Annotated in this window: 24 protein-coding genes; 10 read left to right on the top strand and 14 right to left on the bottom strand. The window is 72.7% G+C overall.

All coding sequences use genetic code 11. The annotated features are described in order from the left end of the window. Nucleotides 1-39 precede the first annotated feature (39 nt). From AB0G63_RS20185 to AB0G63_RS20165, 5 genes are all read right to left on the bottom strand, one after another. Nucleotides 40-714, bottom strand: coding sequence for a hypothetical protein (locus AB0G63_RS20185; RefSeq protein ID WP_360751881.1), 675 nt, complete (start codon nt 712-714; stop codon nt 40-42). 210 nt (nt 715-924) lie between these two features. Further along, nucleotides 925-1308, bottom strand: a complete 384-nt coding sequence (locus tag AB0G63_RS20180) for a metalloregulator ArsR/SmtB family transcription factor (protein ID WP_360751877.1) — start codon at nt 1306-1308, stop codon at nt 925-927. 211 nt (nt 1309-1519) lie between these two features. Continuing rightward, nucleotides 1520-1894 (bottom strand): hypothetical protein, encoded by a 375-nt coding sequence (locus tag AB0G63_RS20175; protein ID WP_324788276.1) that lies wholly within the window; start codon nt 1892-1894, stop codon nt 1520-1522. 365 nt (nt 1895-2259) lie between these two features. Continuing rightward, on the bottom strand, nt 2260-2676 hold the full coding sequence (locus tag AB0G63_RS20170) for an ATP-binding protein (protein WP_360751874.1): 417 nt from the start codon (nt 2674-2676) through the stop codon (nt 2260-2262). A 202-nt stretch (nt 2677-2878) separates the two neighbouring features. Next, entirely contained in the window at nt 2879-3592 is a 714-nt protein-coding gene (locus tag AB0G63_RS20165; protein WP_360751871.1) for a TetR/AcrR family transcriptional regulator, read from the bottom strand. 305 nt (nt 3593-3897) lie between these two features. On the opposite strand from AB0G63_RS20165, the gene AB0G63_RS20160 reads away from it, so the two are divergent. The 6 genes from AB0G63_RS20160 to AB0G63_RS20135 all read left to right on the top strand — a co-directional run bounded on the left by AB0G63_RS20160 (nt 3898) and on the right by AB0G63_RS20135 (nt 12828). Continuing rightward, nucleotides 3898-5133, top strand: a complete 1236-nt coding sequence (locus AB0G63_RS20160; RefSeq protein WP_360751869.1) for a CaiB/BaiF CoA-transferase family protein — start codon at nt 3898-3900, stop codon at nt 5131-5133. Next, nucleotides 5133-6158 (top strand): LLM class F420-dependent oxidoreductase, encoded by a 1026-nt coding sequence (locus AB0G63_RS20155; protein ID WP_360751866.1) that lies wholly within the window; start codon nt 5133-5135, stop codon nt 6156-6158. The genes AB0G63_RS20160 and AB0G63_RS20155 overlap by 1 nt, the downstream gene beginning before the upstream one ends. Before the next feature lie 61 nt (nt 6159-6219). Next, nucleotides 6220-7362, top strand: a complete 1143-nt coding sequence (locus tag AB0G63_RS20150) for an acyl-CoA dehydrogenase family protein (RefSeq protein ID WP_360751864.1) — start codon at nt 6220-6222, stop codon at nt 7360-7362. Nucleotides 7363-7427: 65 nt separating this feature from the next. Beyond that, the gene (locus AB0G63_RS20145; RefSeq protein ID WP_360751862.1) at nt 7428-8642 is read left to right on the top strand and encodes an acetyl-CoA C-acetyltransferase; all 1215 of its coding nucleotides are present in this window, start codon (nt 7428-7430) and stop codon (nt 8640-8642) included. 68 nt (nt 8643-8710) lie between these two features. Then, on the top strand, nt 8711-10894 hold the full coding sequence (locus AB0G63_RS20140) for a 3-hydroxyacyl-CoA dehydrogenase NAD-binding domain-containing protein (RefSeq protein WP_360751858.1): 2184 nt from the start codon (nt 8711-8713) through the stop codon (nt 10892-10894). A gap of 113 nt (nt 10895-11007) precedes the next feature. Continuing rightward, complete coding sequence (locus tag AB0G63_RS20135) at nt 11008-12828, top strand: AMP-dependent synthetase/ligase (RefSeq protein WP_360751855.1); 1821 nt, start codon at nt 11008-11010, stop codon at nt 12826-12828. A gap of 84 nt (nt 12829-12912) precedes the next feature. Here AB0G63_RS20135 and AB0G63_RS20130 read toward each other — a convergent pair whose 3' ends face one another. Further along, on the bottom strand, nt 12913-14052 hold the full coding sequence (locus AB0G63_RS20130; protein WP_360751852.1) for an acyl-CoA dehydrogenase family protein: 1140 nt from the start codon (nt 14050-14052) through the stop codon (nt 12913-12915). 90 nt (nt 14053-14142) lie between these two features. On the opposite strand from AB0G63_RS20130, the gene AB0G63_RS20125 reads away from it, so the two are divergent. Beyond that, a complete protein-coding gene (locus AB0G63_RS20125; RefSeq protein WP_351893466.1) occupies nt 14143-14769 on the top strand; it encodes a TetR family transcriptional regulator in 627 nt (208 codons plus the stop codon). Nucleotides 14770-14776: 7 nt separating this feature from the next. Here AB0G63_RS20125 and AB0G63_RS20120 read toward each other — a convergent pair whose 3' ends face one another. Genes AB0G63_RS20120 through AB0G63_RS20105 form a run of 4 tightly spaced genes read right to left on the bottom strand, consistent with a single transcriptional unit; the run spans nt 14777 to nt 19548 of the window. Continuing rightward, nucleotides 14777-16306: an aldehyde dehydrogenase family protein gene (locus tag AB0G63_RS20120; protein WP_360751849.1), complete on the bottom strand. Its 1530-nt coding sequence runs from the start codon at nt 16304-16306 to the stop codon at nt 14777-14779. Continuing rightward, complete coding sequence (locus AB0G63_RS20115) at nt 16303-17196, bottom strand: oxygenase MpaB family protein (protein WP_360751847.1); 894 nt, start codon at nt 17194-17196, stop codon at nt 16303-16305. The genes AB0G63_RS20120 and AB0G63_RS20115 overlap by 4 nt, the downstream gene beginning before the upstream one ends. A gap of 12 nt (nt 17197-17208) precedes the next feature. Continuing rightward, entirely contained in the window at nt 17209-18891 is a 1683-nt protein-coding gene (locus AB0G63_RS20110; protein WP_360751844.1) for a DUF6114 domain-containing protein, read from the bottom strand. A gap of 24 nt (nt 18892-18915) precedes the next feature. Continuing rightward, nucleotides 18916-19548 carry a DUF6230 family protein gene (locus AB0G63_RS20105; RefSeq protein WP_360751842.1) on the bottom strand — a complete coding sequence of 211 codons (633 nt, stop codon included), beginning with the start codon at nt 19546-19548 and terminating at the stop codon, nt 18916-18918. A 230-nt stretch (nt 19549-19778) separates the two neighbouring features. Here AB0G63_RS20105 and AB0G63_RS20100 point away from each other — a divergent pair, with 230 nt between their 5' ends. Genes AB0G63_RS20100 through AB0G63_RS20090 form a run of 3 tightly spaced genes read left to right on the top strand, consistent with a single transcriptional unit; the run spans nt 19779 to nt 22836 of the window. Further along, nucleotides 19779-20684, top strand: a complete 906-nt coding sequence (locus tag AB0G63_RS20100; protein WP_360751840.1) for an oxygenase MpaB family protein — start codon at nt 19779-19781, stop codon at nt 20682-20684. Between the two features lies 1 nt (nt 20685). Next, nucleotides 20686-21570, top strand: a complete 885-nt coding sequence (locus AB0G63_RS20095) for an oxygenase MpaB family protein (RefSeq protein WP_360751837.1) — start codon at nt 20686-20688, stop codon at nt 21568-21570. Between the two features lie 39 nt (nt 21571-21609). Further along, nucleotides 21610-22836, top strand: coding sequence for a cytochrome P450 (locus tag AB0G63_RS20090; protein WP_360751834.1), 1227 nt, complete (start codon nt 21610-21612; stop codon nt 22834-22836). Nucleotides 22837-22918: 82 nt separating this feature from the next. On the opposite strand, the gene AB0G63_RS20085 is transcribed toward AB0G63_RS20090, so the two are convergent. The 4 genes from AB0G63_RS20085 to AB0G63_RS20070 are packed head-to-tail and all read right to left on the bottom strand — an operon-like array spanning nt 22919 to nt 25548. Beyond that, the gene (locus tag AB0G63_RS20085) at nt 22919-24181 is read right to left on the bottom strand and encodes a cytochrome P450 (RefSeq protein WP_360751832.1); all 1263 of its coding nucleotides are present in this window, start codon (nt 24179-24181) and stop codon (nt 22919-22921) included. Then, nucleotides 24178-24795: an ATP/GTP-binding protein gene (locus AB0G63_RS20080; RefSeq protein WP_360751829.1), complete on the bottom strand. Its 618-nt coding sequence runs from the start codon at nt 24793-24795 to the stop codon at nt 24178-24180. The genes AB0G63_RS20085 and AB0G63_RS20080 overlap by 4 nt, the downstream gene beginning before the upstream one ends. After that, nucleotides 24776-25132 (bottom strand): DUF742 domain-containing protein, encoded by a 357-nt coding sequence (locus AB0G63_RS20075; RefSeq protein WP_360751826.1) that lies wholly within the window; start codon nt 25130-25132, stop codon nt 24776-24778. The genes AB0G63_RS20080 and AB0G63_RS20075 overlap by 20 nt, the downstream gene beginning before the upstream one ends. Then, nucleotides 25129-25548: a roadblock/LC7 domain-containing protein gene (locus AB0G63_RS20070; protein ID WP_360751824.1), complete on the bottom strand. Its 420-nt coding sequence runs from the start codon at nt 25546-25548 to the stop codon at nt 25129-25131. Before AB0G63_RS20070 ends, AB0G63_RS20075 begins: the two co-directional genes overlap by 4 nt. Between the last annotated feature and the right edge of the window lie 81 nt (nt 25549-25629).

Genomic DNA, 25629 nt, shown 5'->3' with positions numbered 1-25629 from the left:
ACGCGGCCGGCCGCGCCGGCGCGATGTCGCGGCGCGTGCTCAACCGCCGCCGCCCACCAGGTCGTTCAGGCGGGTGCCCTGCCCCCAGCGGCGCAGGGCGAAGCCGTCGACCAGACACGTCCTGCCCTGACGCCGTGCCCACCGCAGGTCACGGTCGGCGAAGGTGCCGCGATGCACGACCAGACGGAGATACGGCTCCTCGCCGCCGCGGTGCGGGTGGGGATGCGGCAGATCCTCGTCGGGCAGCGGCTCGGCCACCGGGCGGAAGGCCACCTCCAGCCGACGGCCGTCCCGGTCCCGGGCGCACAGCCGCGGACGGTCGGGCGCCGGCAGCAGCCGCACCCGCCAGCCGTCCCGCCGCAGCATGCGCGCGACGGCCAACGCCAGTTCCTGGGTGCCCAGTTCGAGCAACTCGTCCGGGGTGTAGTAGCCGAGCCGGCGGCGCGCGGCCGGTGACCGGCGCCGGACGGCGACCGTGACGGCGAGGCCGACGGCCACCACACCGGCGAGCGGGACGGCGACTCCCGCGGCGCGGTATCCCGCGGCCAGCGCCGCGACCACCGCGCACACCGCCGCCACCAGCCCCGCGAGCGCCGGCAGCACCTCCCGCAGCCCGGGCCCGTAGCGTCCCTGATCGCGCAGCAGACGTACGGCGCGTCGTCTGCGGGCACGACGCGACTCACGGCGGCCGGGAGTCCACGTCTGGCGTGCCACAGTGCCGACTCCCCCCGACGTGCCGCCCGCTCCGGCCCGTGCCGGCCGTCCCGAGTGCAGGGATACCCAGCCCGCGGCCGGTTCTGTGACCGACGGAAACGATCCGGCCACGCACGCCGGCGCACTGATGCGTCAGGGGTGCCGTGCGCGTCCGGCGTGACGCCCCCGAGGCCGGCGGAATCCGGCCGCCCGGCTCACCGCGGGACGGGCTCACCGTGCCCTCAACGGCGGCCGCGGCTGCGGGAACGGCGGGGCGACGGCCGGGGTGTCGGCCTGGCGGAGCTCGGCGAGGAGCTGGTTCTGCCCGGCGAGCAGCTCGGTGAGGATGCGCCGCGCCGCGCGCAGCAGCTCGGCGACGTCACCGCCGGCCAGGGCGTAGCGGACGGTGGAGCCGTCCCGTACGGAGACGACGATGCCGGACCGCCGCAGCACGGCCAGCTGCTGCGAGAGGCTGGACGGCTCGATGTCGATGTCGGCGAGCAGGTCCCGCACGGCCACCGGACCGTGCTGGAGCAGCTCCAGCACCCGGATGCGGACGGGGTGGCCGAGCATGCGGAAGAAGTCGGCCTTGGCCTGGTAGAGGGGGACGTGCATGGGCGCTCGCTCCCAGCAGGATCGGGTGGTACCGGACGGGACGGCCGCGGCGCGGCGATGTCCCGGGGCGCCGCCGCGGGGCGGCACCCCGGGATGCTGATCCTTATCGCCCCGGCCCGCGCGCAACCGCACATTGGAATCATGCTGATGTGGTGACTTGAAGAAGTTTTCACATCAGGGGCGTGCGAAGCCCCGGTCCCGGGTGGACGGCCTAGATCTCGAGCTGTTCCTCCACCCGCGTCAGCTGGTGGCGTGCCATCGCCAGGTTCGAGCGGGCCTTGTCCAGGACCAGGTAGAGGAACAGCCCGTTGCCGTTGCGGCCGGACACCAGGCGGATGAGGTGGTACTGGCCCTCCAGTGTGATCAGGATGTCCTCGATCCTGCTGGCCAGGCCCAGCTGTTCCATGGTGCGCACCTTGGCCCGGATGACGTCCGTGTTGCCGGCCGCGGCGATCGTCAGGTCCAGGTCCTTGCCGCCGCCCAGCGTGCCGAGCGCCATCCCGCTGGTGTAGTCGACCACCGCGGCCCCCAGTGCACCCTCGATGCCGGCCATCATCTCCTTCAGCGACACTTCCACACTCGCCACAGCGCCTCCCCTTGTCGTCCGTCGTCGTCCGTCGACTGCGGCGGGCCGGTCTTCGTCCCGTCCCGCTCCGATGCCCGGACCGTACGCACATCGCCCGCGCCCCCGGAGCGGGTCTGCGGGACTGACTGCGGATGACCGGACGGCGACCGGACGGGACCATGCCTCGACGGGAACTGGCCTGCGCGGAACAGAAGTTGACAACCGGCGCCACTGGGCCGATGCCTCAGCCGTCGCGCTCGCGCGACATGACCACGGCCGCGCCCGCGATCCAGCGCCGCACGAGGCCAGGGCCGGCGCCAGACGGGGCCAGGGCGGGGTGTCACGCGGGGCCAGGGCCCGGCGTCACGCGGCGCCAGGGCCGGGTGTCACAGCGCCAGGACCGCGCGCACCCGGTTGCCGCCCCCGCTGACCGGGTCCACGTCGAGACGCTGGGCCAGGCTGTGCACCATGGCGAGGCCCCGGCCGCTCTCGCCCCACATCGTGAGCGGCCGGACACGGGGCCGGCCGGGACTGCGGTCGTACACCTCGACGGTCACCTGTGTGTCGGACACCTGAAGGCGCAGGCGGCAGGTGCCGCCGTGCCGGGTGGCGTTGGCGACCAGTTCCGACACGACGAGGGCCGCGTCGTGGATGTGCCCGGCGTCCAGCCCCGCCGTCCGGTGGCCGCGCCAGACCAGGAACTGCCAGGTCAACCTGCGCGCCCGGAAAGCCGATTCGGCGTCATCGGGCAGCAGGTACTCGACTCCTACGGAACGCCGATGGGTACGCGGTCGCGTACGCATGGCGGATCACTTCCCCTCCTGGGCCGTCCGGCCACACGGTGACTATCCACCCGGCCGCCGCAGGTCCTGCCCGACCGGGCCCACCCCTTCCTGATGCCCGGTACGGGTGACCGCGAACCGGTCGCCGACGCTGTCCGTGCCGCGTCGGTCGGCGTCCGTGCCGCGTCGGTCAGTGTCCGTGTCGGCCGGCGTCCGTGCCGGGTCAGTCCGCGGCGCCCGAGTCCCTGCGCCGTCGCCCCCTGCCGGAGGGCCGGCCGGCGGGGCGGGGGACCACGTCCAGGCCGTTCAGCGCTCCCGGGTGGCCGACCGTGCCGAGGCTGAGCAGGACGTGCCGTTGGGCGACCTCCTCGGCGGTGAGCGGGCCGTCGGCCCGGTACCAGTTGGCCACCCCCTGGCACATGATCAGCACGGCGCGGACCGCGTCCGCGGGGATCGGCGTGGTGAACACGCCCCGGGCGATGCCCGCCTCGACCGTGTCGAGCAGCATGTGCTCCAAGTAGTCGCGCAGCGCCACGTACCGGGCCCGGTTGCCGGGTTCCAGGCTGCGGATCTCGGTGTCCAGGAAGGCCAGTCCCTTGCGGTGGGCCATGTAGAGCACGATGGACTCGACCATGGCGCAGAAGCGGGGCAGCGGGTCGTCGCCCGCTTCGGCGGCGGCGGCCCGGCAGCGGTCGAGGACGTCCTTCATGGAGGTTTCCAGCAGCGTCGCGAGGAGCGCCTGCTTGTTCTCGTAGTGGTAGTAGAGCGCCGGGACGGTCACGCCGACCCGGCCCGCGATGTCGCGTACCGAAGTGCCGTGGTAGCCGTGCTCGTTGAACGCCTCCATGGCGTGCATCAGGATCGGGTGCAGGTCGAGTGGCCCATAGGCGCGCCAGTGGGACGCGGCGGTGGTCTCCTGGCTGGACTGGGTGCTCAACGGTGCTCCTCCGATGTGTCGCCGGCGACCGGCATTGTACGTACGGCGGGTCCGACGGCCCCGCACCTGATCGCTTATCGACCGCTCAGTTTCTGCCCGGCTTCAGCGTTCCTGATCCAGCCCCTCGATGCAATGGTTCACGGTCTCGGCGGAGAGAACTCCTCTTCAATCCGGCTTCGAACGAGGATCGTCCAGCCCGGCTCCGGCTATTGACCGCTCCCGCCCTCGTCCCTACCGTCTTAGCGAGCGCTAAGTAGAGTCCAGTCCGGAGGGCCGTCGCACGCCCTCCTCCGAGAGAGGGACCCATGAGCTCGACGAGCGGCGCCACCCTGCCGTACGGAACGGACCCGCACGCCTCCTCGACCGTCACCTCCCCGACCGCCTCACCCGCCCGCCGCGCCGGACCGCTGACCGGCGTGCGCGTGCTGGAGCTGGCCGGGATCGGCCCCGCCCCCTTCGCGGCGATGCTCCTCGGCGACCTGGGCGCCGACGTCGTCCGCGTGGACCGGCCCACCGCGTCGCCCGTGGCCGTCGACCCCGTCCACGACCTCACCAACCGCAACAAGCGCTCCGTCCTGGTCGACCTGAAGTCGGCGGACGGACCCGGGCTGGTGCGCGCGCTCGCCGGACGCGCCGACGTCCTGATCGAGGGCTACCGCCCCGGCGTCGCCGAACGCCTCGGCGTCGGCCCGCGGGAGTGCCGGGCCGCCAACCCGGCCCTGGTCTACGGCCGGATGACCGGCTGGGGCCAGGACGGGCCGCTGGCGCCCCGCGCGGGACACGACATCGGCTACATCGCCACCGCGGGCGCGCTCGGCATGATCGGCGCCGCGGACGGACCGCCCGCCGTCCCCGCGAACCTGCTCGGCGACTACGCCGGCGGCTCCCTCTATCTCGCCGTCGGCGTCCTGGCCGCGCTGCTGACCGCGCGCGTCACGGGCGAGGGACAGGTGGTGGACGCGGCGATCGTCGACGGCACCACGCACCTGACCGCCATCGTGCACGGCATGCTCGCCGCCGGACTCTGGCAGGACGGACGCGGACGCAACCTCCTCGACGGCGGCTGCCCCTACTACGCCGTCTACGAGACGCGGGACGGCGGCTGGATGGCGGTCGGCGCGCTGGAGCCGCAGTTCTACGCCGAGTTCGTACGCCTCCTCGGGCTCGCCGCCGACGAACTGCCCGACCGCGACGACCCGCGCCGGTGGCCGCGGCTGCGGGCCCGGTTCGCCGAACGGTTCAAGACCGCCGACCGCGACGACTGGGCCGCCGTCTTCGAAGGCACCGACGCCTGCGTCGCCCCGGTGCTGTCCCTGCGGGAGGCCGCCGCCCACCCGCACCTCGTCCACCGCGGCAGCCTCACCGAGGCCCACGGTGTCACCCAGCCGGGCGTGGCGCCCCGCTTCTCCGCGACGCCCGGCTCGCTGCGCCTGCCGCCCCCCGTCCCCGGCATCCACAACACCGACGTGGCCCGCGACTGGGACGTTCCCGCACTCGCACCGGCGGCCCGGTGCGGCACCACCGACCAGGACGGAAACTGATGGAACTCTCCATGCCCCTGCAGTACGCGGGCGACCCGCGGACCGCGGCCGACGAGGCCGCCGCGCTGGAGCCGGCGGGCCTCGACGCGATCTGGGTGGCCGAGGCCTACGGCTTTGACTCCCCGACCGTCATGGGCTACCTCGCCGCCCGCACCGAGCGGCTGCGCATCGGCTCCGCCATCCTCAACGTGTACTCGCGCACCCCCGCGCTGATCGCCCAGACCGCCGCCGGACTCGACGCCCTCACCGGGGGCCGCGCGCTGCTCGGCATCGGGGCGTCCGGCCCGCAGGTCGTGGAGGGCTGGCACGGCCGCCGCTACGACAAGCCCCTCGGCCGCACCCGGGAGACGATCGGCCTGGCCCGCCGCATCTGGCGGCGCGAGGTGATCGAGCACCACGGCATCAACGACATGCCCCTGCCGCCGGAGAAGGGCGGCACCCTCGGCAAACCCCTCAAGCTGCTCACCCGCCCGGTCCGCGACACCATCCCCGTCTACGTCGCCGCGCTCGGCCCCGCCAACGTCCGCATGACCGCCGAACTCGCCGACGGCTGGCTGCCGTTCCTGTACGTGCCGGAACACGCCGGCAAGGTCTGGGGCGAGCCGCTCGCCGAGGGCGCCGCCCGGCGCGACCCGGCGCTGGGGCCGCTGTCCGTCGTCGCGGGCGGGCTGCTCGCCATCGGCGACGGCGCCGAGGCGGTCCGCGACCTGGTGCGGCCCCTCGTCGCGCTGTACGTCGGCGGCATGGGCGCCCCCGGCCGCAACTTCTACCACGACCTGGTCTGCTCCTACGGGTACGAGGCCGAGGCCGCCGCCGTCCAGGAGCACTACCTCGCGGGCCGCAAGAAGGAGGCGGAGGCCGCGGTCCCCGCCGAACTGTGCGAACTGCTCTGCCTGGCGGGCCCCGAGGGCTACGTGCGGGACCGCGTCGAAGTCTTCCGGGAGTCGGGCGTGACCATGCTCAACGTCACTCCCGTCGGCCCCGACCCGGCCCGGCTCGTCGAGCGGGTCAAGAACTGGCTGTGAACGGCCGCCCCCCGGCCCGCCGGCCGGGGCCCGCACCCACCCACCGCGACGCGGAGGCGACATGGAACGAGACATCTACACCCCGGAACACGAGGCGTTCCGCGACACCGTCCGCACCTTCCTCGCCAAGGAGGTGCTGCCCCACCACGAACAGTGGGAGCACGACGGCATCGTGAGCCGCGACGTCTGGCGCGCCGCCGGCCGCCAGGGCCTGCTGGGCCTGGCGGTACCGCAGGAGTACGGCGGCGGAGGCACCGACGACTTCCGCTACAGCGCCGTCCTCATCGAGGAGTTCGCCCGCGCCGGGGCGTCCGGCCTGGCCCTGAGCCTGCACAACGACATCGTCGGCCCCTATCTGACCCGGCTCGCCACCGACGAGCAGAAGCGGCGCTGGCTGCCCGGCCACACCTCCGGCGAGATCATCACCGCCATCGCGATGACCGAACCCGGCACGGGCTCCGACCTGCAGGGCATCCGCACCACCGCCACCGACCGGGGCGACCACTACCTGCTCAACGGCGCCAAGACGTTCATCTCCAACGGCATCCTGGCCGACCTGGTCGTGGTCGTCGCCAACACCAAGCCGGAGGGCGGCAGTTCCGGGCAGAGCCTGCTCGTCGTCGAGCGAGGCACGCCCGGCTTCGAGCGGGGCCGCAACCTCGACAAGATCGGCCAGAAGGCACAGGACACCGCCGAGTTGTTCTTCGACGACGTGCGCGTGCCCAAGGAGAACCTGCTGGGGGAGGAGAACAGGGCGTTCTCCTACCTCATGGCCAACCTCGCCCAGGAGCGGCTGGCCATCGCCGTGGGCGCGGCCGCCGCCGCGGAGCACGTCCTGCGGCTGACGGTGGAGTACGTCAAGGAGCGCGAGGCGTTCGGCCGTCCCCTCGCCCGGCTCCAGCACGTGCGCTTCGAGGCCGCCGAGATGGCCACCGAGTGCGCCGTCACCCGCGCCTTCGTCGACCGCTGCATCACCGAGCACAGCCGGGGACGGCTGGACGCCGTGGACGCCTCGGCGGCCAAGTGGTGGGCCACCGAGCTGCAGAAACGGGTCGTCGACCGGTGCCTGCAACTGCACGGCGGCTACGGCTACATGACGGAGTACCGGGTCGCCAAGGCGTTCCTGGACGGCCGCGTCCAGACGATCTACGGCGGCACCACGGAAATCATGAAGGAGATCATCGGCCGCTCCCTGCTGGGTTGAGCGACCGCCCCGGCCCCGCGTTCCCCGGGGCCACCACGTTCCCCGACACCACCGGAAGGCACCCCGTGACCAACGAAGCGTATCTGTACGAGGCGATCCGCACCCCGCGCGGCCGCGGCAAGCCCGGCGGAGCCCTGCACGGCACCAAGGCGGTCGACCTCGTCGTCGGCCTCGTCGACGAGGTCCGCCGCAGGTTCCCCAGCCTGGACCCGGCCGGCATCGACGACATCGTCCTCGGCGTCGTCAGCCCCGTCGGCGAGCAGGGCGCGGACATCGCCAGGACCGCCGCCCTGCTCGCCGGCCTGCCCGACACCGTGGCCGGCGTGCAGGAGAACCGCTTCTGTGCCTCCGGCCTGGAAGCGGTCAACCTGGCCGCCGCGAAGGTCCGTTCGGGCTGGGAGGACCTCGTCCTGGCGGGCGGGGTGGAGTCCATGTCCCGTACCCCCATGGGCAGCGACGGCGGAGCCTGGGCGCAGGACCCGCTGACCAACCACCTCACCGGCTTCGTCCCGCAGGGCGTCGGCGCCGACCTCATCGCCACCCTGGAGGGCTTCACCCGCCACGACGTGGACGCCTACGCGGCCGAGTCCCAGGCGCGGGCCACCGAGGCATGGAAGGACGGCAGGTTCGCCCGGTCCGTCGTCCCCGTGCGGGACCGCAACGGACTGCTGGTGCTGGACCGCGACGAGCACATCAGGCCCGGCACCACCGTCGACTCCCTCGCCGCGCTCAAGCCGTCGTTCGCCGACGTCGGCGCGCTCGGCGGCTTCGACGCCGTGGCGCTGCAGAAGTACCACTGGGTGGAGGAGATCGACCACGTGCACCACGCGGGCAACTCCTCCGGCATCGTCGACGGCGCGGCCCTCACCGTCATCGGCTCAGCCGAGGCGGGCAGGCGGCACGGACTGCGCCCGCGGGCCAGGATCGTGTCGGCGGCTGTCTCCGGCGCCGACCCGACGATCATGCTGACCGGACCGGCCCCCGCCTCCCGCAAGGCGCTCGCCAAGGCCGGGCTGACCCCCGCCGACCTCGACCTGGTCGAGATCAACGAGGCGTTCGCCGCCGTCGTCCTGCGCTTCGTCCGGGATCTGGACCTCGACCCGCGGAAGGTCAACGTCAACGGCGGCGCCATCGCCATGGGCCACCCGCTGGGCGCGACCGGCGCGATGATCCTCGGCACGCTCGTCGACGAACTGGAACGCCGCGACCAGCGGTACGGGCTGGCCACCCTGTGCGTCGGCGGCGGCATGGGCATCGCCACCGTCGTCGAGCGCCTGTGACCGCCGCCCGATCCGGCCCCCGCACCCCGCCACCCACCGGCCCGCACCCTCCCTGGAGCACACACCCCATGGCCCCCGACGCCGAAAGCCGCACCATCCGCTGGGAAGAGGACGCCGACCACGTGGTCACCCTGGTCCTCGACGACCCCGACCAGTCCGTCAACACCATGAACGCGGCGTTCATCGACTCACTCGACGCCGTCGTCGACCGCCTCGACGCCCGCCGCGACACCCTCAAGGGCGTCGTCGTCGCCTCCGCCAAGAAGACGTTCTTCGCGGGCGGCGACCTGCGCGACCTCAGCTCCGTCACCCCCGAGACCGCCGAGCGCTCCTTCGAGGCGGGCATGCGCGTCAAACGCGCCCTGCGCAGGCTGGAGACGCTGGGCGTGCCCGTCGTCGCCGCCATCAACGGCGTCGCCCTGGGCGGCGGTTACGAGATCGCCCTGGCCTGCCACCACCGGATCCTGCTGGACCGCCCCGCCGCCCGCGTCGGCCTTCCGGAGGTGACCTTCGGACTGCTGCCCGGCGGCGGGGGAGTGACGCGCACGGTGCGGATGTTCGGCGTCGTCGAGGCGCTGCAGAAGGTGCTGCTGGAGGGCCGCCAGTTCGCCCCGGCCGACGCCCTCGCCGCCGGACTGGTCGACGAGCTGGCCGCCGACCCGGACGAACTCCTCGCCAAAGCAAAGGCGTTCATCGACGCCCATCCGAGGTCCGCGCAGCCCTGGGACACCCCGGGCCACCGCATCCCCGGCGGCACCCCGGCCCATCCCGCGCTGGCGAGGCAACTGCCCGCGCTGCCCGCCCTGCTGCGCAAGAAGCTGGGCGGCGCGCCGTATCCCGCGCCGCGCAACATCCTCGCGGCGGCCGTCGAGACCGCCCAGGTCGACATCGACACCGCCTTCGTGATCGAGGCCCGCTACCTCACCGACCTGGTCACCGGCCAGACGGCCAAGAACATGATCCAGGGGTTCTTCTTCGACCTCCAGTCGGTCGACTCCGGCGCCAACCGGCCCCAGGAACTGCCCGCCCGCACGGTGCGCCGGGTCGCCGTCCTCGGCGGCGGCATGATGGGCGCGGGCATCGCGTACGCCTGCGCCAAGGCGGGCATCGAGGTCGTCCTGAAGGACGTGTCCGAGGAGGCGGCCGAGCGCGGCAAGGCCTACTCCGCCCGGCTGCTGGACCGCGCCGTCGCCAAGGGCCGCACGACCGAGGCGGAACGCGCCGCGTTCCTCGCCCGCATCACCCCCACTGCCAGGGCCCGCGACCTCGCGGGCTGCGACGCGGTGATCGAGGCGGTCTTCGAGGACCCCGCGCTCAAGGCCGAGGTGTTCCGGGAGGCCGAGAGCCACGTGGCCGCGGACGCGCTGCTCTGCTCCAACACCTCCACCCTGCCCATCACCCTGCTCGCCGAGGCCGCCGACCGGCCCAAGGACTTCATCGGGCTGCACTTCTTCTCGCCGGTCGACAAGATGCGCCTGGTCGAGATCGTCAGGGGGAGGGAGACGGGCGACGAGGCGCTCGCCCGCGCCTTCGACCTCGTACGGCAGATCGGCAAGACGCCGATCGTCGTCAACGACAGCCGGGGATTCTTCACCTCCCGCGTCATCGGCCGCTTCATCGACGAGGGCGTCGCCATGATCGCGGAGGGCTACGATCCGGCGACCGTCGAACAGGCCGCCGCGCAGGCCGGCTACCCGGCCAAGGTGCTCGCCCTGATGGACGAGCTCACCCTCACCCTGCCGCGCCGGATCCGCGAGGAGACCCGCCGCGCCGCGGAGCAGGCCGGTCAGGAGTGGCGCCCGCACCCCGCCGACACGGTCGTCGACCGGATGATCGACGAGTTCGGCCGCACCGGCCGCAGCGGCGGCGCCGGCTTCTACGACTACGAGGACGGCCGCCGGACCCGGCTGTGGCCGGGACTGCGCGAGCACTTCACCGACCCGGCGCTGCGCGACGCCGACCTGACGGAGCTGTCGGAGCGGATGCTCTTCGTCGAGGCCCTCGACGCCGTGCGCTGCCTGGAGGAGGGTGTCCTGGTCTCGGTCGCGGACGCCAACGTCGGCTCGCTGCTCGGCATCGGCTTCCCGGCGTGGACGGGCGGCGTCCTGCAGTACGTCAACGGCTATCCGGGCGGCCTGCCGGGATTCCTCACCCGCGCACGGGAGTTGCGCGACGCGCACGGCGAGCGCTTCGCCCCGCCCGAGCTGCTGATCCGCAAGGCGGAGCGCGGCCAGACGTTCACCGACGCCTGACCCGCGCCGGGGGTGCGGCCCGCCGACCGGGCCGCACCCGCGTTCTGCCGCACCCCCTTCTCCCGCACCCCGTTCACCCGCACCGTTCCGTCCCAGCCCGCCAGGAGGCCCACATGACACCAGCCCCGCGCACCGACGGGGATCACGAGGCACCGCCCACGCTGCCGCTCCTGCTGGAGCGCAACGCCCGCCTCCACCCCGACCTGCCCGCCCTGAGCTGGCAGGAGCCGGGCGGCACCGGGAGCTCGACGCTCACCTGGCGACAGGTGCGGGAGCACACCGCGCGCCTCGCGGCCGGGTACGCGGCGCTGGGCGTGGGCCGCGGCGACCACGTGCTGCTGATGATGGGCAACCGGCCCGAGCACTGGCTGTCCGATCTGGCACTGGTCCGCCTCGGTGCCGTGCCGGTGAGCGTGTACGGCACCGCCGCGCCCCCGCAGATCGCCCACATCGCCCGCAACTGCCGGGCGGCCCTCGCCGTGGTGGAGGGCGCCGTGCAGGCGGAGGCGTGGGCGCCGCTGCTGGACGACGACGGCACCCCGCTCGAGCGGCTCGTCGTCGTGGAGCCGGGCCAGGAGGGCCGCCACTTCCCCTACGCCGCGCTGCGTGCGGAACCCCTCCCCGAGCAGTTCGGCAAGGTGCTGGACACCGCGCGTCCCGAGGACCCGCTGACCGTCGTCTACACCTCGGGCACGACCGGCGAGCCCAAGGGCGTGGTGCTGGCCCACCGGCACGTGCTGGCCAACGCCCGCGCGCTGGACGAGGTGGTGGAGCTGCCGCCGCACGTGGAGCACATCTGCTACCTGCCCTTCGCGCACATCGCGGAGCGGATGCTCGGCATCTACCTGCCCTGTCACCGCGCCTCGCACGTCCATCTGTGCGCCGACCCGGCCGCCGTCGCCGACGCCGTGCGCGCCGTGCGGCCGCGGCAGTTCTTCGGCGTGCCGAGGATCTGGGAGAAGCTGGCCGCCGCGGTCCGCGCGGGTCTGTCCGCGCTGCCGGCCGAGCAGCAGCAAGCCGTGGAGGAGGCCATGCGGGTGGCCCGCGAGCACGTCGGCTGCCGCGAGCGCGGCGAGCAGCCGCCCGCCGAACTGGAGGCGGCGTACGCCCGAAGCCGCGAGCGGGTGCTGCTGCCGCTGCTGGCGGCGGGCGGCCTGGACCGGATCAGCTGGGCGGCCAGCGCCTCCGCGCCCATGCCGCTGGACGTGGTGCGGTTCTGGGCGGGGTTCGGGATCGTCATCATGGACGCCTGGGGTCTGACGGAGACGACGGGGGTGGCCACCAGCAACAGCCCCCGCACCGGGTTCCGGCTGGGCTCCGTCGGGCGTCCCGTCTCCTGCGTGCGGGTGCGGATCGCCGACGACGGGGAGATCGAGGTGCGGGGCGATTCCGTCTTCGCCGGTTACCTCCAGCAGGACGGGTCGGTGCGCTCGGCGCTCGGCGAGGACGGGTGGCTGCGGACGGGCGACATCGGCCGGCTCGACGACGACGGCTATCTCTGGATCACCGACCGCAAGAAAGAGATGATCATCACCTCGACCGGGAAGAACGTCTCCCCGGCGCTGGTGGAGAACACCCTCAAGGAACACCCCCTGATCGGGCAGGCCATGGTGCACGGCGACAACCACTCCTACCTGGTGGCGCTCCTGGTCCTCGACCCGGAGACGGCGCCCGCCTGGGCCGCGGCCCACGGCATCGAGGCCGGCGACGATCCGGCGGCCCTGGCCGCGCACCCCGAGGTGCGCCGCGAGGTGGACCGGGCGGTGGCCGCCGCCAACGGCCGGCTCAACCGGACCGAGCAGGTCAAGCGGTACCGCCTGCTGGGGCAGGAGTGGGGACCGGCGACGGGCGAGCTGACCCCGTCGCTGAAGATGCGCCGCAAGGTGATCCGCGAGAAGTACGCCACCGACCTGGCGCAGCTCTACGACGACTGAGGCGCCGCGCACCCGAAGGCCGACGGCCGCCCCGCATCCGCGCGGGGCGGCCGTCGGCGTGTGCGCGGCCGTCGGCGTGTGCGCTCAGAGGCCGTAGCTCTTGCCGATGATGTCCCGCTGGATCTCGCTGGTGCCGCCGTACACGGTGGAGACGACCGCGGACCGCAGGTGGCGTTCCATGCCGTACTCGGTGGCGTAGCCGTAGCCGCCCATCATCTGCATGCACTCCAGCGCGACCCGCTTGGCCGTCTCGGTGGCCTTCAGCTTGGCCATGGACGCCTCGCGGGGGAACAACCGGTCCGGCTGCGCGTCGCAGTCCGAGGCCACCTCGCGCACCAGCAGCCGCGCGCACTCGATCTCCGTGGCGAGGTCGGCGACCCGGTGCCGCAGCGCCTGGAAGGAGCCGATCGGACGGCCGAACTGCTCCCGCTCGCGCACGTAGGCGACCGCGTCGTCGAAGGCCCGGCGGGCCAGGCCCAGCATGTTGGCGGCCAGGAACAGCCGTTCGTGGTTCAGCCCGGCCATCAGCTGCCGCCAGCCCTGGTCGACCTCGCCGACGACGGCGTCGGCGGGCAGCCGCACGCCGGTGAGGAAGACGTCGTTGACCTCACGGCCGCCCATGGTCTCGATGCCCCGGATCTCCACGCCCGGCGTGCCGGCGGGGAGGTGGAACATGGTGAGGCCGCCGTGCTTGTCGGCGCCGGTCCGGGCCACCAGCAGGATGCTGTCGGCGATGTGGGCGTTGGAGATCCACGTCTTCTGACCCTCGATCAGCCAGCTCCCGTCCGGCTGCCGTTCGGCGCGGCAGCGCAGCGCGCCCACGTCCGAGCCGGCGGCCGGTTCCGACATGGCGATGGCGAGGACCGCGCCGTCCGCGGCGGCGCCGAGCACCTCGCGCCGCTGCCGCTCGGAGCCGAACCGCTCGTAGGCCTTGGCGGTGATGACGGTGGTGACGAAGCCCCCGGCGGGCACCATCCCGTAGGAGGTCTCCTCCAGGAAGACGCAGGCGTCGGCCAGGCCGCCGCCCGCGCCGCCGTACTCCTCGGGCAGGCAGACGCCGAGCCAGCCGAGTTCGGCGAGCATGCCGTAGATCTTGGGGTTGTGCGGTTCCCGGCCGCCCTGGGTCAGCGCGTCGCGCTGCTCCCGAGTGCCGCACTCGCGCCGGGCGAAGTCACGGACGGCGGCGGCGAAGTCCGACTGCTGCGGGGTGAGACGGCTTCCCATGGGGTCCTCCGGAGATCGATGGAGATACATGTGTATGAAGGTTGTTTCAATGTTGCCAACCGGGGAGGTGCCGGTACCGTGAGAGGCACCATGAAGACTTCTGCTAACGACTCCCTGCTCGCGCGGGCCATCGCCCGGCCCGAGACGGAGGAAAAGCTGGCGCGGCAGATCCTGGACGCCGCGGTGGAACAGTTCACGACCTTCGGGCTGCGCCGTTCCTCGGTGGACGACGTCGCCAAACGGGCCGGCGTGTCGCGGGTGACGGTGTACCGCCGTTTCCGGAACAAGGACGGCCTGGTCGAGGCGTGCCTGCTCCGGGAGGGCAGCCGCTTCTTCAAGAAGCTCGACTCCGCGGTCGCCCCGCTGCCCACCATGGAGGACCGCGTCGTCGAGGGCTTCGTGGTCACCCTGCGGTACACCCGGGCCCATCCCCTCTTCGGCGGACTGCTCAGGCTCGAGCCGGAGGTCGTCCTGCCCTACATGACCGTCCAGGGCGGGCCGACCCTCGCCGCCACCACCGAGTACCTGACGGGCCATCTGCGCCGCGCGCAGCAGACCGAGGGCCGGCCCGAGAGCGATCCCCGGCCGGTCGCGGAGCTGATGGTGCGGGTCGCGGTCTCCTTCCTGCTCAACCCGGCCAGCTGCATCCAGATGGACGACGACGAGCAGGCCCGCGCCTTCGCCCGCCGCTACCTCGCCCCGCTGCTGGACGCCTGAGCGCCGTTCAGCGCCGCTGGTGCAGCCGGCGGGCGAGGGCGATGACGCGGGCCTTCGCCGCAGCCGGGGTACGGAAGGACGTCAGGTCGACCGGCGCGGCGAAGCGCCGCACGGTGACCGACTGCGGCGCGGTGAACGCCAGCAGTCCGTCCGCCCCGTGGACGCGGCCGAACCCGGAGTCGCCGGAGCCGCCGAAGGGCAGGGCGGGCACGGCGGCGAAGCCGAGGACGGAGTTGACGGACACCGCGCCCGCGCGCAGCCGGGCGGCGATCGCGGCGCCGGCGCGCCCGCTGCCGGTGAACACCGCCGCGCCGAGCGCGTAGCGGGAGGCGTTGGCGCGGCGCACCGCCTCGTCCACGTCCGCCACCGCGTTGACGGCGACGGTCGGCCCGAAGGTCTCCTCGGTCATGGCGGGCGAGTCCTCCGGCACGTCGACCAGGACCACCGGGGCGACGAACGGCGCCGACAGCGACTCCACCCCGCCGAGCGCGGCGCGCGCCCCGGCCGCCAGGGCCTCGCGGACGTGCCGCTCCACCACGGCCGTCTGGGACGGCATCGTCATCGGCCCGTAGGCGGCGTCCGCTCCGGTGCCGGGGCGCAACACGCGGGCCCGTTCCACGATCTTCTCGCACAGCGCCGCGTGCACCTCGCGCACGGCGTAGACGCGCTCCACGCCCGCGCAGGTCTGCCCGGCGTTGCCCAGCGCGCCCCACACCACCGCGTCCGCCGCGGCGTCCAGGTCCGCGTCGGCGGTCACGATCACCGCGTCCTTCCCTCCGCACTCGGCCAGGAACGGCGTCAGCGACTCCGCGCAGACCGCCATCACCTTGCGCGCGGTCCCCGGCGAGCCGGTGAAGGCCACCTTGTCGACACCGCAGCGGACCAGCGCCTCGCCCGTCGCCGCCCCTCCGGTGACGACGGCGAGCAGACCGGCGAACTCGGGCACGGCCGCCTCGAAGCACTCGGCCAGCGCGATCCCGGTGCCCGGGGTGTACTCCGACGGCTTGAACACGACGCCGTTGCCGGCCGCGAGCGCGTAGCCGACGGAGCCCATGGGGGTGTAGACCGGGTAGTTCCAGGGGCCGATCACCGCGACGACGCCGAGCGGGCGGTGCACGACCGTCGCCGCCTGGTTGGCGGCCACCAGCCCGGTGCGCACCCGGCGCCGGCCCAGCACCCGGCCGGCGTTGCGCGCCGCCCAGTCCAACTGGCCCAGCGCCAGCAGCAGTTCGAGCTGCGCGTCCTGGCGCGGCTTGCCCGTCTCGGCCGACACGGTGTCCGCCACGCGGTCCAGCGACGCGGCCAGCTCCCGCTTGAACGACAGCAGATGGACACGGCGCCGGGAGGCGGGCAGCGCGGCCCAGCGGCGGGCGGCGGCGCGGGCCCGGTCCACCGCCGCGGCGACCTCGGACGGGCCGTGGACCGGGTAGTGGGCGAGCGGTTCTCCGGTGGCCGGGTCCTGGGAGGCGAAGGTGGCCTCGGTGTCGGTGGTTTCCGTGACCTCGGTGGTGCCGGGTCGGCGGGTGGTGTGCGTCATTGCTGCTCCTGCGGTGAGGTTTCTTCGGCCAGGGGGGCGAGGGGCCTGCTGTGCGCCCAGTGCGGGCCGAGGTCGTCGAGGGTCCAGCCGAACGGGTAGCTGCGGGGCTTGGCGCGGTGCGGCAGCCAGTCGGGCCGGGCCGGCAGCCGGCGTACCAGGGCGGCGCGGGCCCGCAGCGTGCGGTGGGCCGCCGTGCGCAGCCAGTGGGGCTGGGGGCGGAAGCCGAGGGCGGCCAGTAGCGGTTCGTCCAGCAGTGCCAGCGCGACACGGGCGACCAGCGGCCGCAGCGGGCGCGGGAACCAGCCGGTGATGACCCGCAAGGTCGCCGCCGCCACCCGCCGGTTGGCGGGGTCGTAGGCGAACATCTGCTTCTCGTAGTCGTCGTGCAGCCGCTCGAAGCCGGCGTAGTCCCCGGGCAGGCCGGCGATGCCCATCATCTCGCCCATGCGCCGTCCGACCAGGGCCATGCTCTCCGTCTCCTGCGGGGACAGCGCGCGCCATCCGTAGCGGTCGATCCAGCGTTTGGGGCCGACCACGGTGGTGGCCAGGACGTAGAGGTAGTCCTCGTTGGGTATGCGGTAGCGGCCGTGGATGCGGTTGAGGTGACGGGCGGTGGCCCGGCCGTGCTCGGAGTCCATGCCCTCGCGGACCATCTCGTAGGCGATCAGCACCGTGTCGTCGTACCGCTTCTGGCCCGCGCGTTCGAACTCCTGCGTACGGTCGAGGAGTTGCGAGATGCGCGGCACGCCGTAGTCGCGCAGGAAGGCGACCGAGACGCCCTGGAGGTAGTCCCAGGGGAACTCGTACTGGGTGAGCCACCAGAAGATCTGCTCGTAGTCCTTGTGCGGGTCCAGTCGTTGGATGCGGCGGAGCCGGCTGTAACGGCCCATGGGTGTCGTCTCCTATCGCGGCCGGCTGTGTGCGCTCAGTTCGGAGAAGTTGACCGTCTCGGCGTCGACCAGCACCTGTCCGGCCTCGACGGCGGTGACCGACAACTGAGGCAGCTGCACGGCGATGGGCAGGTTGGCGGGGACGACGTCGGCCCCGATGCAGATGCGGGGGGTGCTGACGTCGATGACGGGGATGGTGATGGAGCCGGTCAGTACGGTGACGTAGATGTCGACCTGGGGGATGTCGAGGTCGACGTCGATCGTCTGCGTCTGGCCGCCGGTGTCGAGCCGGAAGGTGTAGTTGTCGGCCACCAGCCGGTCGGCGTGCACCCACAGCACCTTCATCCGCCCGCCGTCGGCCGTCTTGAGGTAGGTCGCGCCGTGGATGATGGCCCCGTAGGCGGTCAGGCTGTCCGCGCCGACCTCCGGGTAGACGGTGTTGACCGGGTAGGTCGCGCGGGGGCGGCCCGGTTGGCCGCCGACGACGATCGGCGGGCGCAGCGCCGTCAGGTCGTCCGGGTCCGCGGGCATCCGGCCGGGTACGGCTTCCCCGGGCTCGGCGTCGGCGCCGGATTCGTCGGGGTTGGGCAGCCCTCCGGTGTCGACGCCGGTGAGGCAGGGGAGGGTGACCTGGGCGCCCTCGGCGGTCCTGTCCTGTCCGTCCGCCGCGGGGCTGTCGGTGCCGCTTTCCTTCCCGCCGCCGGGGCTGTCGTCGCCGGGGTGTGTCGCCCCGCCGGACGGCGACGCGGCGGCGGACGTGGACGCGGTGGCGGTGGCGGAAGGGGTGGCGGCGGGAGCGGTGCCGGTGGGGGAGGGGGTCGTCGCCGGTGTTTCCCAGGGCCAGTTGATCGTGGGCCAGGGCACGGGCAGGAGGTCCTGCGCCGGGGCCGCCCCCGCGGTGCCGGCGGCGGCCGGCAGCGCGGCCGCCGCGAGTACGGTGCTCACGGCGAAGAGGACCGCGCCCCGCGCCCGGCCGTGCCGCCCGCCGGGGCGGGCGCGGTCCTCACCGGCTTTTGGGAGGTCGCCCTCCCGTCCCGCGGCCCGGAGCTCGCGGCGCGCGTCCGCTCGCGCCACCCGTCCCGTCCCGGCCGCCGCTCCGGTCGCCCGTGCCGCCCCGGTCACCCGTGCCGCCCCGGCCACCCCGGTCGCCCCGGCCACCCCGGGCGGCCGGGTGTCCCCGGCGGCCTCGGTCTGCTGCTGGGCCTCCTCGGCGGGGCCGGCGGGGTCGGCGTCCTCCCTGCCGGAGGCGGGGGTGTCCGGCTCCGCAGGCGCGGGCCCCGGCATCCAGCCGAACGCCATGGAGGAGCCGATGAGGCCCGCCATCATGCCGATGCCGAAACCGCCCAGGTTCGTGGTCGCCATCGACGTCAGCGACGCGACCGCGGTGACGATCGAGACGAACATGCGCTGGTCGGGCTTGAAGAGGAAGAACACTCCGCCCGCGACGAGGACGACGCTGATGCCGACGGCCGACATGGCGCCCACGCCCACTTTGATCATCAGCGGGAGCGGGGCGAGCGGGATGGCGACCATCTCCACACCGCCCGCGATGACCCACATCGCGGCCCAGAACGGCCGCCTTCTGCGCCATCCGCGCGCTGCGCGCCGCAGTCGCGGCGCGGGCAGCGTCCGGTCGAGCCAGTCGCCGGTCTCACGGGCGAGCTCCGACAGGAAGCCGAGAACGAAGGTGAACATGGCCTGAGTCCGTCCTCGCCGCCGTCAGAAGCACTGCTTGCCGGTGCGGCTGAACTCGATCTGGAGCTTCTCCAGCGTCAGGGTGCCGCCGTTGGCGGAGTAGGCCGTGCTCTTGACGTCGTGGGCGACGGCGGTGTTCGCCTGGACGCCGAAGACACCCTTCGGTCCGGTCACGCCGGGCGCCCCGGTGAGGGTGGAGGCGTCCCGGCCGGCCTGGACGCCGGTGACCTTCCCGCCACCGCTGGTGAGCGCGTCCGCGTTCACCACCAGGTTGCTGCCCGCCAGTGGCTTGTCCGCGCCCGAGTGCACCAGCATGGAGATCTTCCCGACGACGGGCAGCTTCTGCTCCAGCGAGACGCACACGTCGGAGACCGTGCCGTTCTTCACCGCGGCCAGCAGGACCGGCTTGGCGTCGTCGGCCGAGTCGCCGAGGGAGGAGGGGAAGGACGACACACCCTCCGCGGTGACCTCCGAGGCGGCGACCTTGAACGCCGTTCCCGAGACGGCGAAGGAGGCGGCCAGCGCTCCCTGCGCGAGGGCGATGCCCAGTGTGCCCACCGCCAGCGTGCACGGGACGAACATGACGGCGCTGCGCTTCCAGTGAGTACGGCCCTCACCCTGAGTGTTCCGTGGAATATGTGCCGTTCTGTCGCTCATGGTGCGTCCTTCCCGTTCCGGGTCGTTCGGCGGCATGACGTGTGGCGTGACGTGGTGTGACGTGACGTGACGTGGCGTGATGTGGCGTGACGTGCGGGGTGAAGCGCGGAGCGGATCACCTGGAGAGTCGAAGATACAAAAACTATTGACTTGTTTCACGGGGCACGTCAATACTCCGGACACGACGGAGAATCGGAGGCGACATGACCGCTCTGCCGCACACGTCCGAAGTGTCAACTGACCCCAGGGGCAAGGGAGTCGAGGTTTCCTCGGAGATCCGGGCGCCGCGCCGCGGCGACGCGGTCTGGCGCTGCTTCGGCGACATCCGTTCGACCCTGATGGCCCCGCAACTGCTCCTGCTGCAGGTCTCGCACCCCGTGGTCGGCGCGGGAGTCGCGGACCACAGCAACTTCCGCGCCGAGCCCTGGCCGCGCCTGATGCGCACCCTGCTGTCGCTCACCACGGTCGTCTACGGCGGCCAGGAAGCCGCCACGGCCGAGGCGCGCCGGCTGCTCCAGGTGCACGCGCCGATGAAGGGCACCGACTCGGCGGGCCGCCGCTACCACGCCCTCAACCCCGAGGCCTACCACTGGGTGCACGCGACGCTCGTCAAGGGCCCGGTCGACGCGCAGCGCCTGTTCGGCAAGGGCATGACCGACGGCGAACTCGAAGCCTATTACCGTGGAATGCGCGACGTCGGACGCGTGTGGGGCCTGACAGACCATCACCTGCCGCCCGACTGGCCGTCGTTCGTCGAGTACTACGACGACATGGTCGCGGAGCGCCTGGAGTACAACCGGTCCGTCCAGGACGTCCTCGACGAACTCTCCCGCCCCGCCAAGCCGTTCGCCTGGATACCCGGCCCGCTGTGGCGGCCGTTCGCCCGCGTCGCCGCCCACTTCGCGCTCCTGGTCACCGTCGGCACCCTGCCGCCGGACCTGCGGGAACGTCTCCACCTGCGGTGGAGCGCACGACAGGAACGCGCCCTGCGGCGCTTCGCCCGTCTGGTGCGGATGCTGACGGCGCCGGTGCCGCCCCCGCTGCGGATCACCGTCTCCCTGGCCATCGCCTACTGGGCGACCCACCGGCCGGGCACCGAAGCCGCGGCGCGCCGGCGGCCGCTGGGAGCGTGGTGACATGACCACCAGGTCCGAGCCCGTCCCGTTCGCCCCCGGCTCCATCCTGTGGGACATCGCCGGCGACGTCCGGCTGCTGCTGTCCCTCCCGGCCGCCACCGTGCTGCAGGTCGCCCACCCGGCCGTCGGCGCCGGCGTCGACGAGCACTCGGTCTTCCGCACCGACCCCTGGGGCCGCGCCCAGCGCTCCCTGGAATCCCTCCAGTTGTGGGTCTACGGCGGCGAGCGGGCGATCGAGGAGGGCCGCAGGCTGCGCCGGCTGCACAAGAGCATCAGCGGCACCGACACCCACGGCCGCACCTACCACGCCCTGACCCCCGCCTACTACGCCTGGGTCCACGCCACCGCCTACCCGGCCTTCCTGCGGGCGGCCCGGTACATGTCCCGCCCGCTCGACGAGCGGGACGAGCGGCGCCTGTACGACGAACTGCTCCAACTCGGCGACATCCTCGGCATCCACCGGCGCGACATGCCGCCCACCCCCGAGGCGTACTGGCCGTATTTCGACGCCATGGTCCGCGACGAACTGGAGAACACGGTCGTCGCGCGGGAACTCCTCGACCCCCGCAGGCCCATCCCGCCGCCGGACGGCGCCCGCGCACCGCTGCGCCTGGTCTGGCCGCTGCTGCGCCCGGCCCTGGCGCGGCTGCACGTGTTCGTCACCACCGGCCTGCTCCCGCCCGCCGTCCGCGAGCACCTCGGCCTGTCCTGGAGCGCCCGGGACGAACGCAGGCTGCGCCGCTTCGGCGCCGTCGTGCGCACCCTCGTACCGCTGCTGCCGGAACGGCTGAGGTACCTGCCCGTCGCCCGTGCCGCCCGCCGCGCGGCGAGTGAACATGCAACTTCGGCCAGGACTGGTCTGTTTGAGCCACCGAAAGATCAATAATCTGTACCTCGAACGTATGCACCTACTTCGAGGAGTTCCGTGTCCACTGCGCAGCAGGTTCCCGACATTCTCTCGCCCGAGTTCGCCGAGAATCCCTACCCCGCCTACGCGGTGATGCGGGAGGAAGCGCCCCTGATCTGGCACGAGGCCACCCAGAGCTACATCATCTCCCGCTACGAGGACGTCGAGCGCGTCTTCAAGGACAAGCAGTCGCAGTTCACCACCGACAACTACAACTGGCAGGTGGAGCCGGTCCACGGCAAGACCATCCTGCAGCTCAGCGGCCGTGAGCACGCGGTGCGGCGCGCCCTCGTCGCCCCCGCGTTCCGCGGCAGCGACCTGCAGGAGAAGTTCATGCCGGTGATCGAGCGCAACTCGCGCGAACTCGTCGACGCGTTCCGGCACACGGGGTCCGCCGACATCGTCACCGACTACGCGACCCGCTTCCCGGTCAACGTCATCGCGGACATGCTGGGCCTGGACAAGGCCGACCACGCCCGGTTCCACGGCTGGTACACCTCCGTGATCGCCTTCCTCGGCAACCTCTCCGGCGACCCGGAGGTGACCGCCGCGGGCGAGCGCACCCGCGTGGAATTCGCCGAGTACATGCTGCCGATCATCCGCGAGCGCCGGGAGAACCTGGGCGACGACCTGCTGTCCACGCTGTGCGCCGCCGAGGTCGACGGCGTGAAGATGAGCGACGAGGACATCAAGGCGTTCTGCAGCCTGCTGCTCGCCGCCGGCGGCGAGACCACCGACAAGGCGATCGCCGGCATCCTCGCCAACCTGCTGCTGCACCCCGAGCAGTTGGCGGCCGTCCAGCAGGACCGGAGTCTGATTCCGGCCGCCTTCGCCGAGACCCTGCGCTACACCCCTCCGGTCCACATGATCATGCGGCAGGCGGCCACCGACGTCGAGGTCACCGGCGGCACCATCCCGGAGGGCGCCACGGTGACCTGCCTCATCGGAGCCGCCAACCGGGACGAGCGCCGCTACCGCAACCCTGACCGCTTCGACATCTTCCGCGACGACCTGAACACCACCTCGGCGTTCTCGGCCGCCGCCGACCACCTCGCCTTCGCGCTCGGCCGGCACTTCTGCGTCGGCGCCCTGCTCGCCAAGGCGGAGGTGGAGGTCGGCCTGAACCAGCTGCTCGACGCCATGCCCGACATCCGTCTCGCCGACGGATTCGACCCGGTCGAGGAGGGTGTGTTCACCCGCGGCCCGAAGGCGCTGCCGGTGCGCTTCACCCCCGTCACCGGCTGACCGGCCGCCGTCCTTCCGCCCGCGTCCTCCGCGCGCCCCGGGGATCTCCGCCCGTTCCCCGTCCGGCCCGCGGAGGATGCGGTCACTGCACGGAGGGGGTGAACCGCACCGGCATCGACGTCAGTCCGCGCATCCAGATCGACGGACGCCAGGTCAGCTCCCACGTCTCGACGCCCAGCACGATGTCGGGCAGCCGCTCCAGCAGCGTCTCCACCGCGGTGCGCGCCATCACGTCCGCCAGCAGCGGGGCCGGATACGGGCAGCGGTGCTCGCCGTTGCTGAAGGACAGGTGCGCGGAGTTCTCCGCCCCGACGTGCGAGTCGGGCCAGATCTGCGGGTCGGTGTTGGCCGCGGCGAGGCCGAGGACCAGGCAGTCGCCCTCGCGGATGAGCCGACCGCCGAGCTGCGTGTCGCGCACGGCCCAGCGGCCGATGAAGTTCTGCGTCGGCGTGTCCAGCCACAGCACCTCGTTGAGCGCGTCCCCCACGCTGACCCGACCGCCCGAGACGTTGACGGCGAAACGCTCGTCGGTCAGCAGCAGACGCAGGGTGTTGCAGATCCAGTTCGCGGTGGGCTGCTGCGCCGCGGCGATGACGGAGATCAGGTCCTGCACGATCTCCTCGTCGCTCAGACCGGCCGGGTGCTGCAGCATGCGGGAGGTGACGTCCGGACCGGGCTGCTCCCGCTTCTCCTTCACCAGCCGCATGATGCGCTCCCCGACCCGCATGTACGCGGCGACCGGGTCGTCGCCCTCGCCGGCGTCCAGCGAGATCCGCAGGTCGTCGACGAGCTGGTCGACGTCGGCGTCGCCGTACACACCGCACATCCACAGCACGGCCCGGGCCGGCAGGGCGTGGGCGTACATGCTCATCAGCTCGGCCTGACCGCTGCCGGAGAACGAGCTGATCAGATGGTCGGCGATCAGCTCGCACTCGCGGGCCAGCTCGAACTGGTCCACGCCCTCCAGCGCCTGCGTGATCACGCCGGCCCGTCGCTGGTGCTCGGGCCCCTCGGTGAACAGCACGGACGGCTGGTAGCCGACGAACGGCAGCAGCGGCCAGTCCGGCGGGATGTTCGGCCACTGGTTCCAGCGCCGGGAGTCCCGCGCGAACAGCTCGTCATGGCTGGTGACGTAGCAGACCTCGGGATAGCCGAGGACGAGCCAGGCCGGTATGCCGCCGTCGAGGAGCACGGGCGCGACCGCTCCGTGCTCCCGGCGCATGGTGCGGTACAGCTGCGACGGCGTCTGCTGGTACTCCAGGCCGCCCAGCTGTACGGCGTCGGCGTGCGCGGGGCAGCCGGGCGGGGGTGTGCTCGCGGAAGGGGAGCCGGTGGTGTCGCTCACTGTGTTCTCTCCTGGGACAGGGCCATTGCGTAGAGGTGGTCCACGAGAGCGATCAGGACCTCCTTGCCCGACGACCTGAGCCGCGCATCGCAGTCGACCATGGGCACGTGGTCGCCCAGGGCGAGTGCCTGACGGATCTCTTCGAGCGAGAACGGGTTGTCGTCGTCCTCGAACCGGTTGACGGCCACCACGAACGGCGTCTTGTGGTGTTCCAGCCGGTCGATCGCGTACCAGGAGTCCTCCATGCGGCGGGTGTCGACCAGGACGACCGCGCCCAGCGTGCCGGAGAACAGCCGGTCCCACAGGAACCAGAAGCGCTCCTGGCCGGGCGCGCCGAACAGGTAGAGCACCATCCGCTCGTTGAGGCTGATACGGCCGAAGTCGAACGCGACGGTCGTCGTGGTCTTGCGTTCCACGCCGGCCGTCTCGTCGACGCCCTGCCCGGCCTGCGTCATCACCTCTTCGGTGTTCAGCGGCCGGATCTCGCTGACCGAGCGGACCAGGGTGGTCTTGCCGACGCCGAATCCGCCCACGACGACGATCTTCAGGCCGGTCTCGGCGGCGTCGGTCAGCGGTGTGCGCTGGGAGGGCAGCTCAGAGGTTGCGGAGCCCATGGAGCACCTCCTGGAGCAGGGCGGTTTCGGGGAGGTCCGCGACGGATCGGGCCGCGCGGGGGTGACGGGCGCTCACCTTGCCCATGGCATGGAGGTCGCCGAGGAGGATCCTGACCACGGTGATGGGCATTTTCAGCTCGGCCGCGACCTCGACCAGGGCGGTCGGGTGCTGGCACAACTCGAGGATGCGGACGTGCTCCGACTGCATGCCGGCCGTGGGCTCGCACTCGCTGACGATCAGTGTCACCAGGTCGAACGAGTCGTCGGCCTCGCTGCGGCCGCCCGTGACCGTGTAGAGCCGGTCGGGATCGCCGATGTCCACGGGTTTGTGGCTCACGCTGTGGCACCCCTGCTGACGGGCGTGCGCGGCTCGGCGCGCAGGTGCTCGCCGATCTGGTCCACCATCTCGGTCATCTGGTGACCGACGACGCCGGGGTCGGCGTTCTCGTCGGCGACGACCGCGAGGTGCGCGCCCTGGCCGGCCCCCACGACGAACAGCAAGCCCCCGTGGAATTCGGTCATGGAGTGCCGGACGCCGCCCGACCCGTCGCCGAACTCCACGGACGCGCCCTGCGCGAGCGCCTGGATGCCCGAGCAGATGGCCGCCAGCTGGTCGGCCTGGTCGAGGGTCATGTGGTCGGTCCAGCACAGTTTCAGGCCGTCCCGGGACAGGACGAGGGCATGACGCGTTCCCGGAGTGCGCTCCAAGAGGTTCGTCAAGAGCCAGGTGAGGCTGTTGTCAGTGGTCTCCATGGTGGCTGGGACGGGTCATGACCGGCGGAGGGTCACCCGGCCCGTTCCTCCAATCCAACGAGGTGCAGCGAATCGGTGCAG

Origin of the sequence: Streptomyces sp. NPDC020996 (assembly GCF_040641355.1) — a bacterium.
In the GTDB taxonomy this organism is placed as follows: domain Bacteria; phylum Actinomycetota; class Actinomycetes; order Streptomycetales; family Streptomycetaceae; genus Streptomyces.
This window is presented reverse-complemented; position numbering and strand designations above follow the sequence as displayed.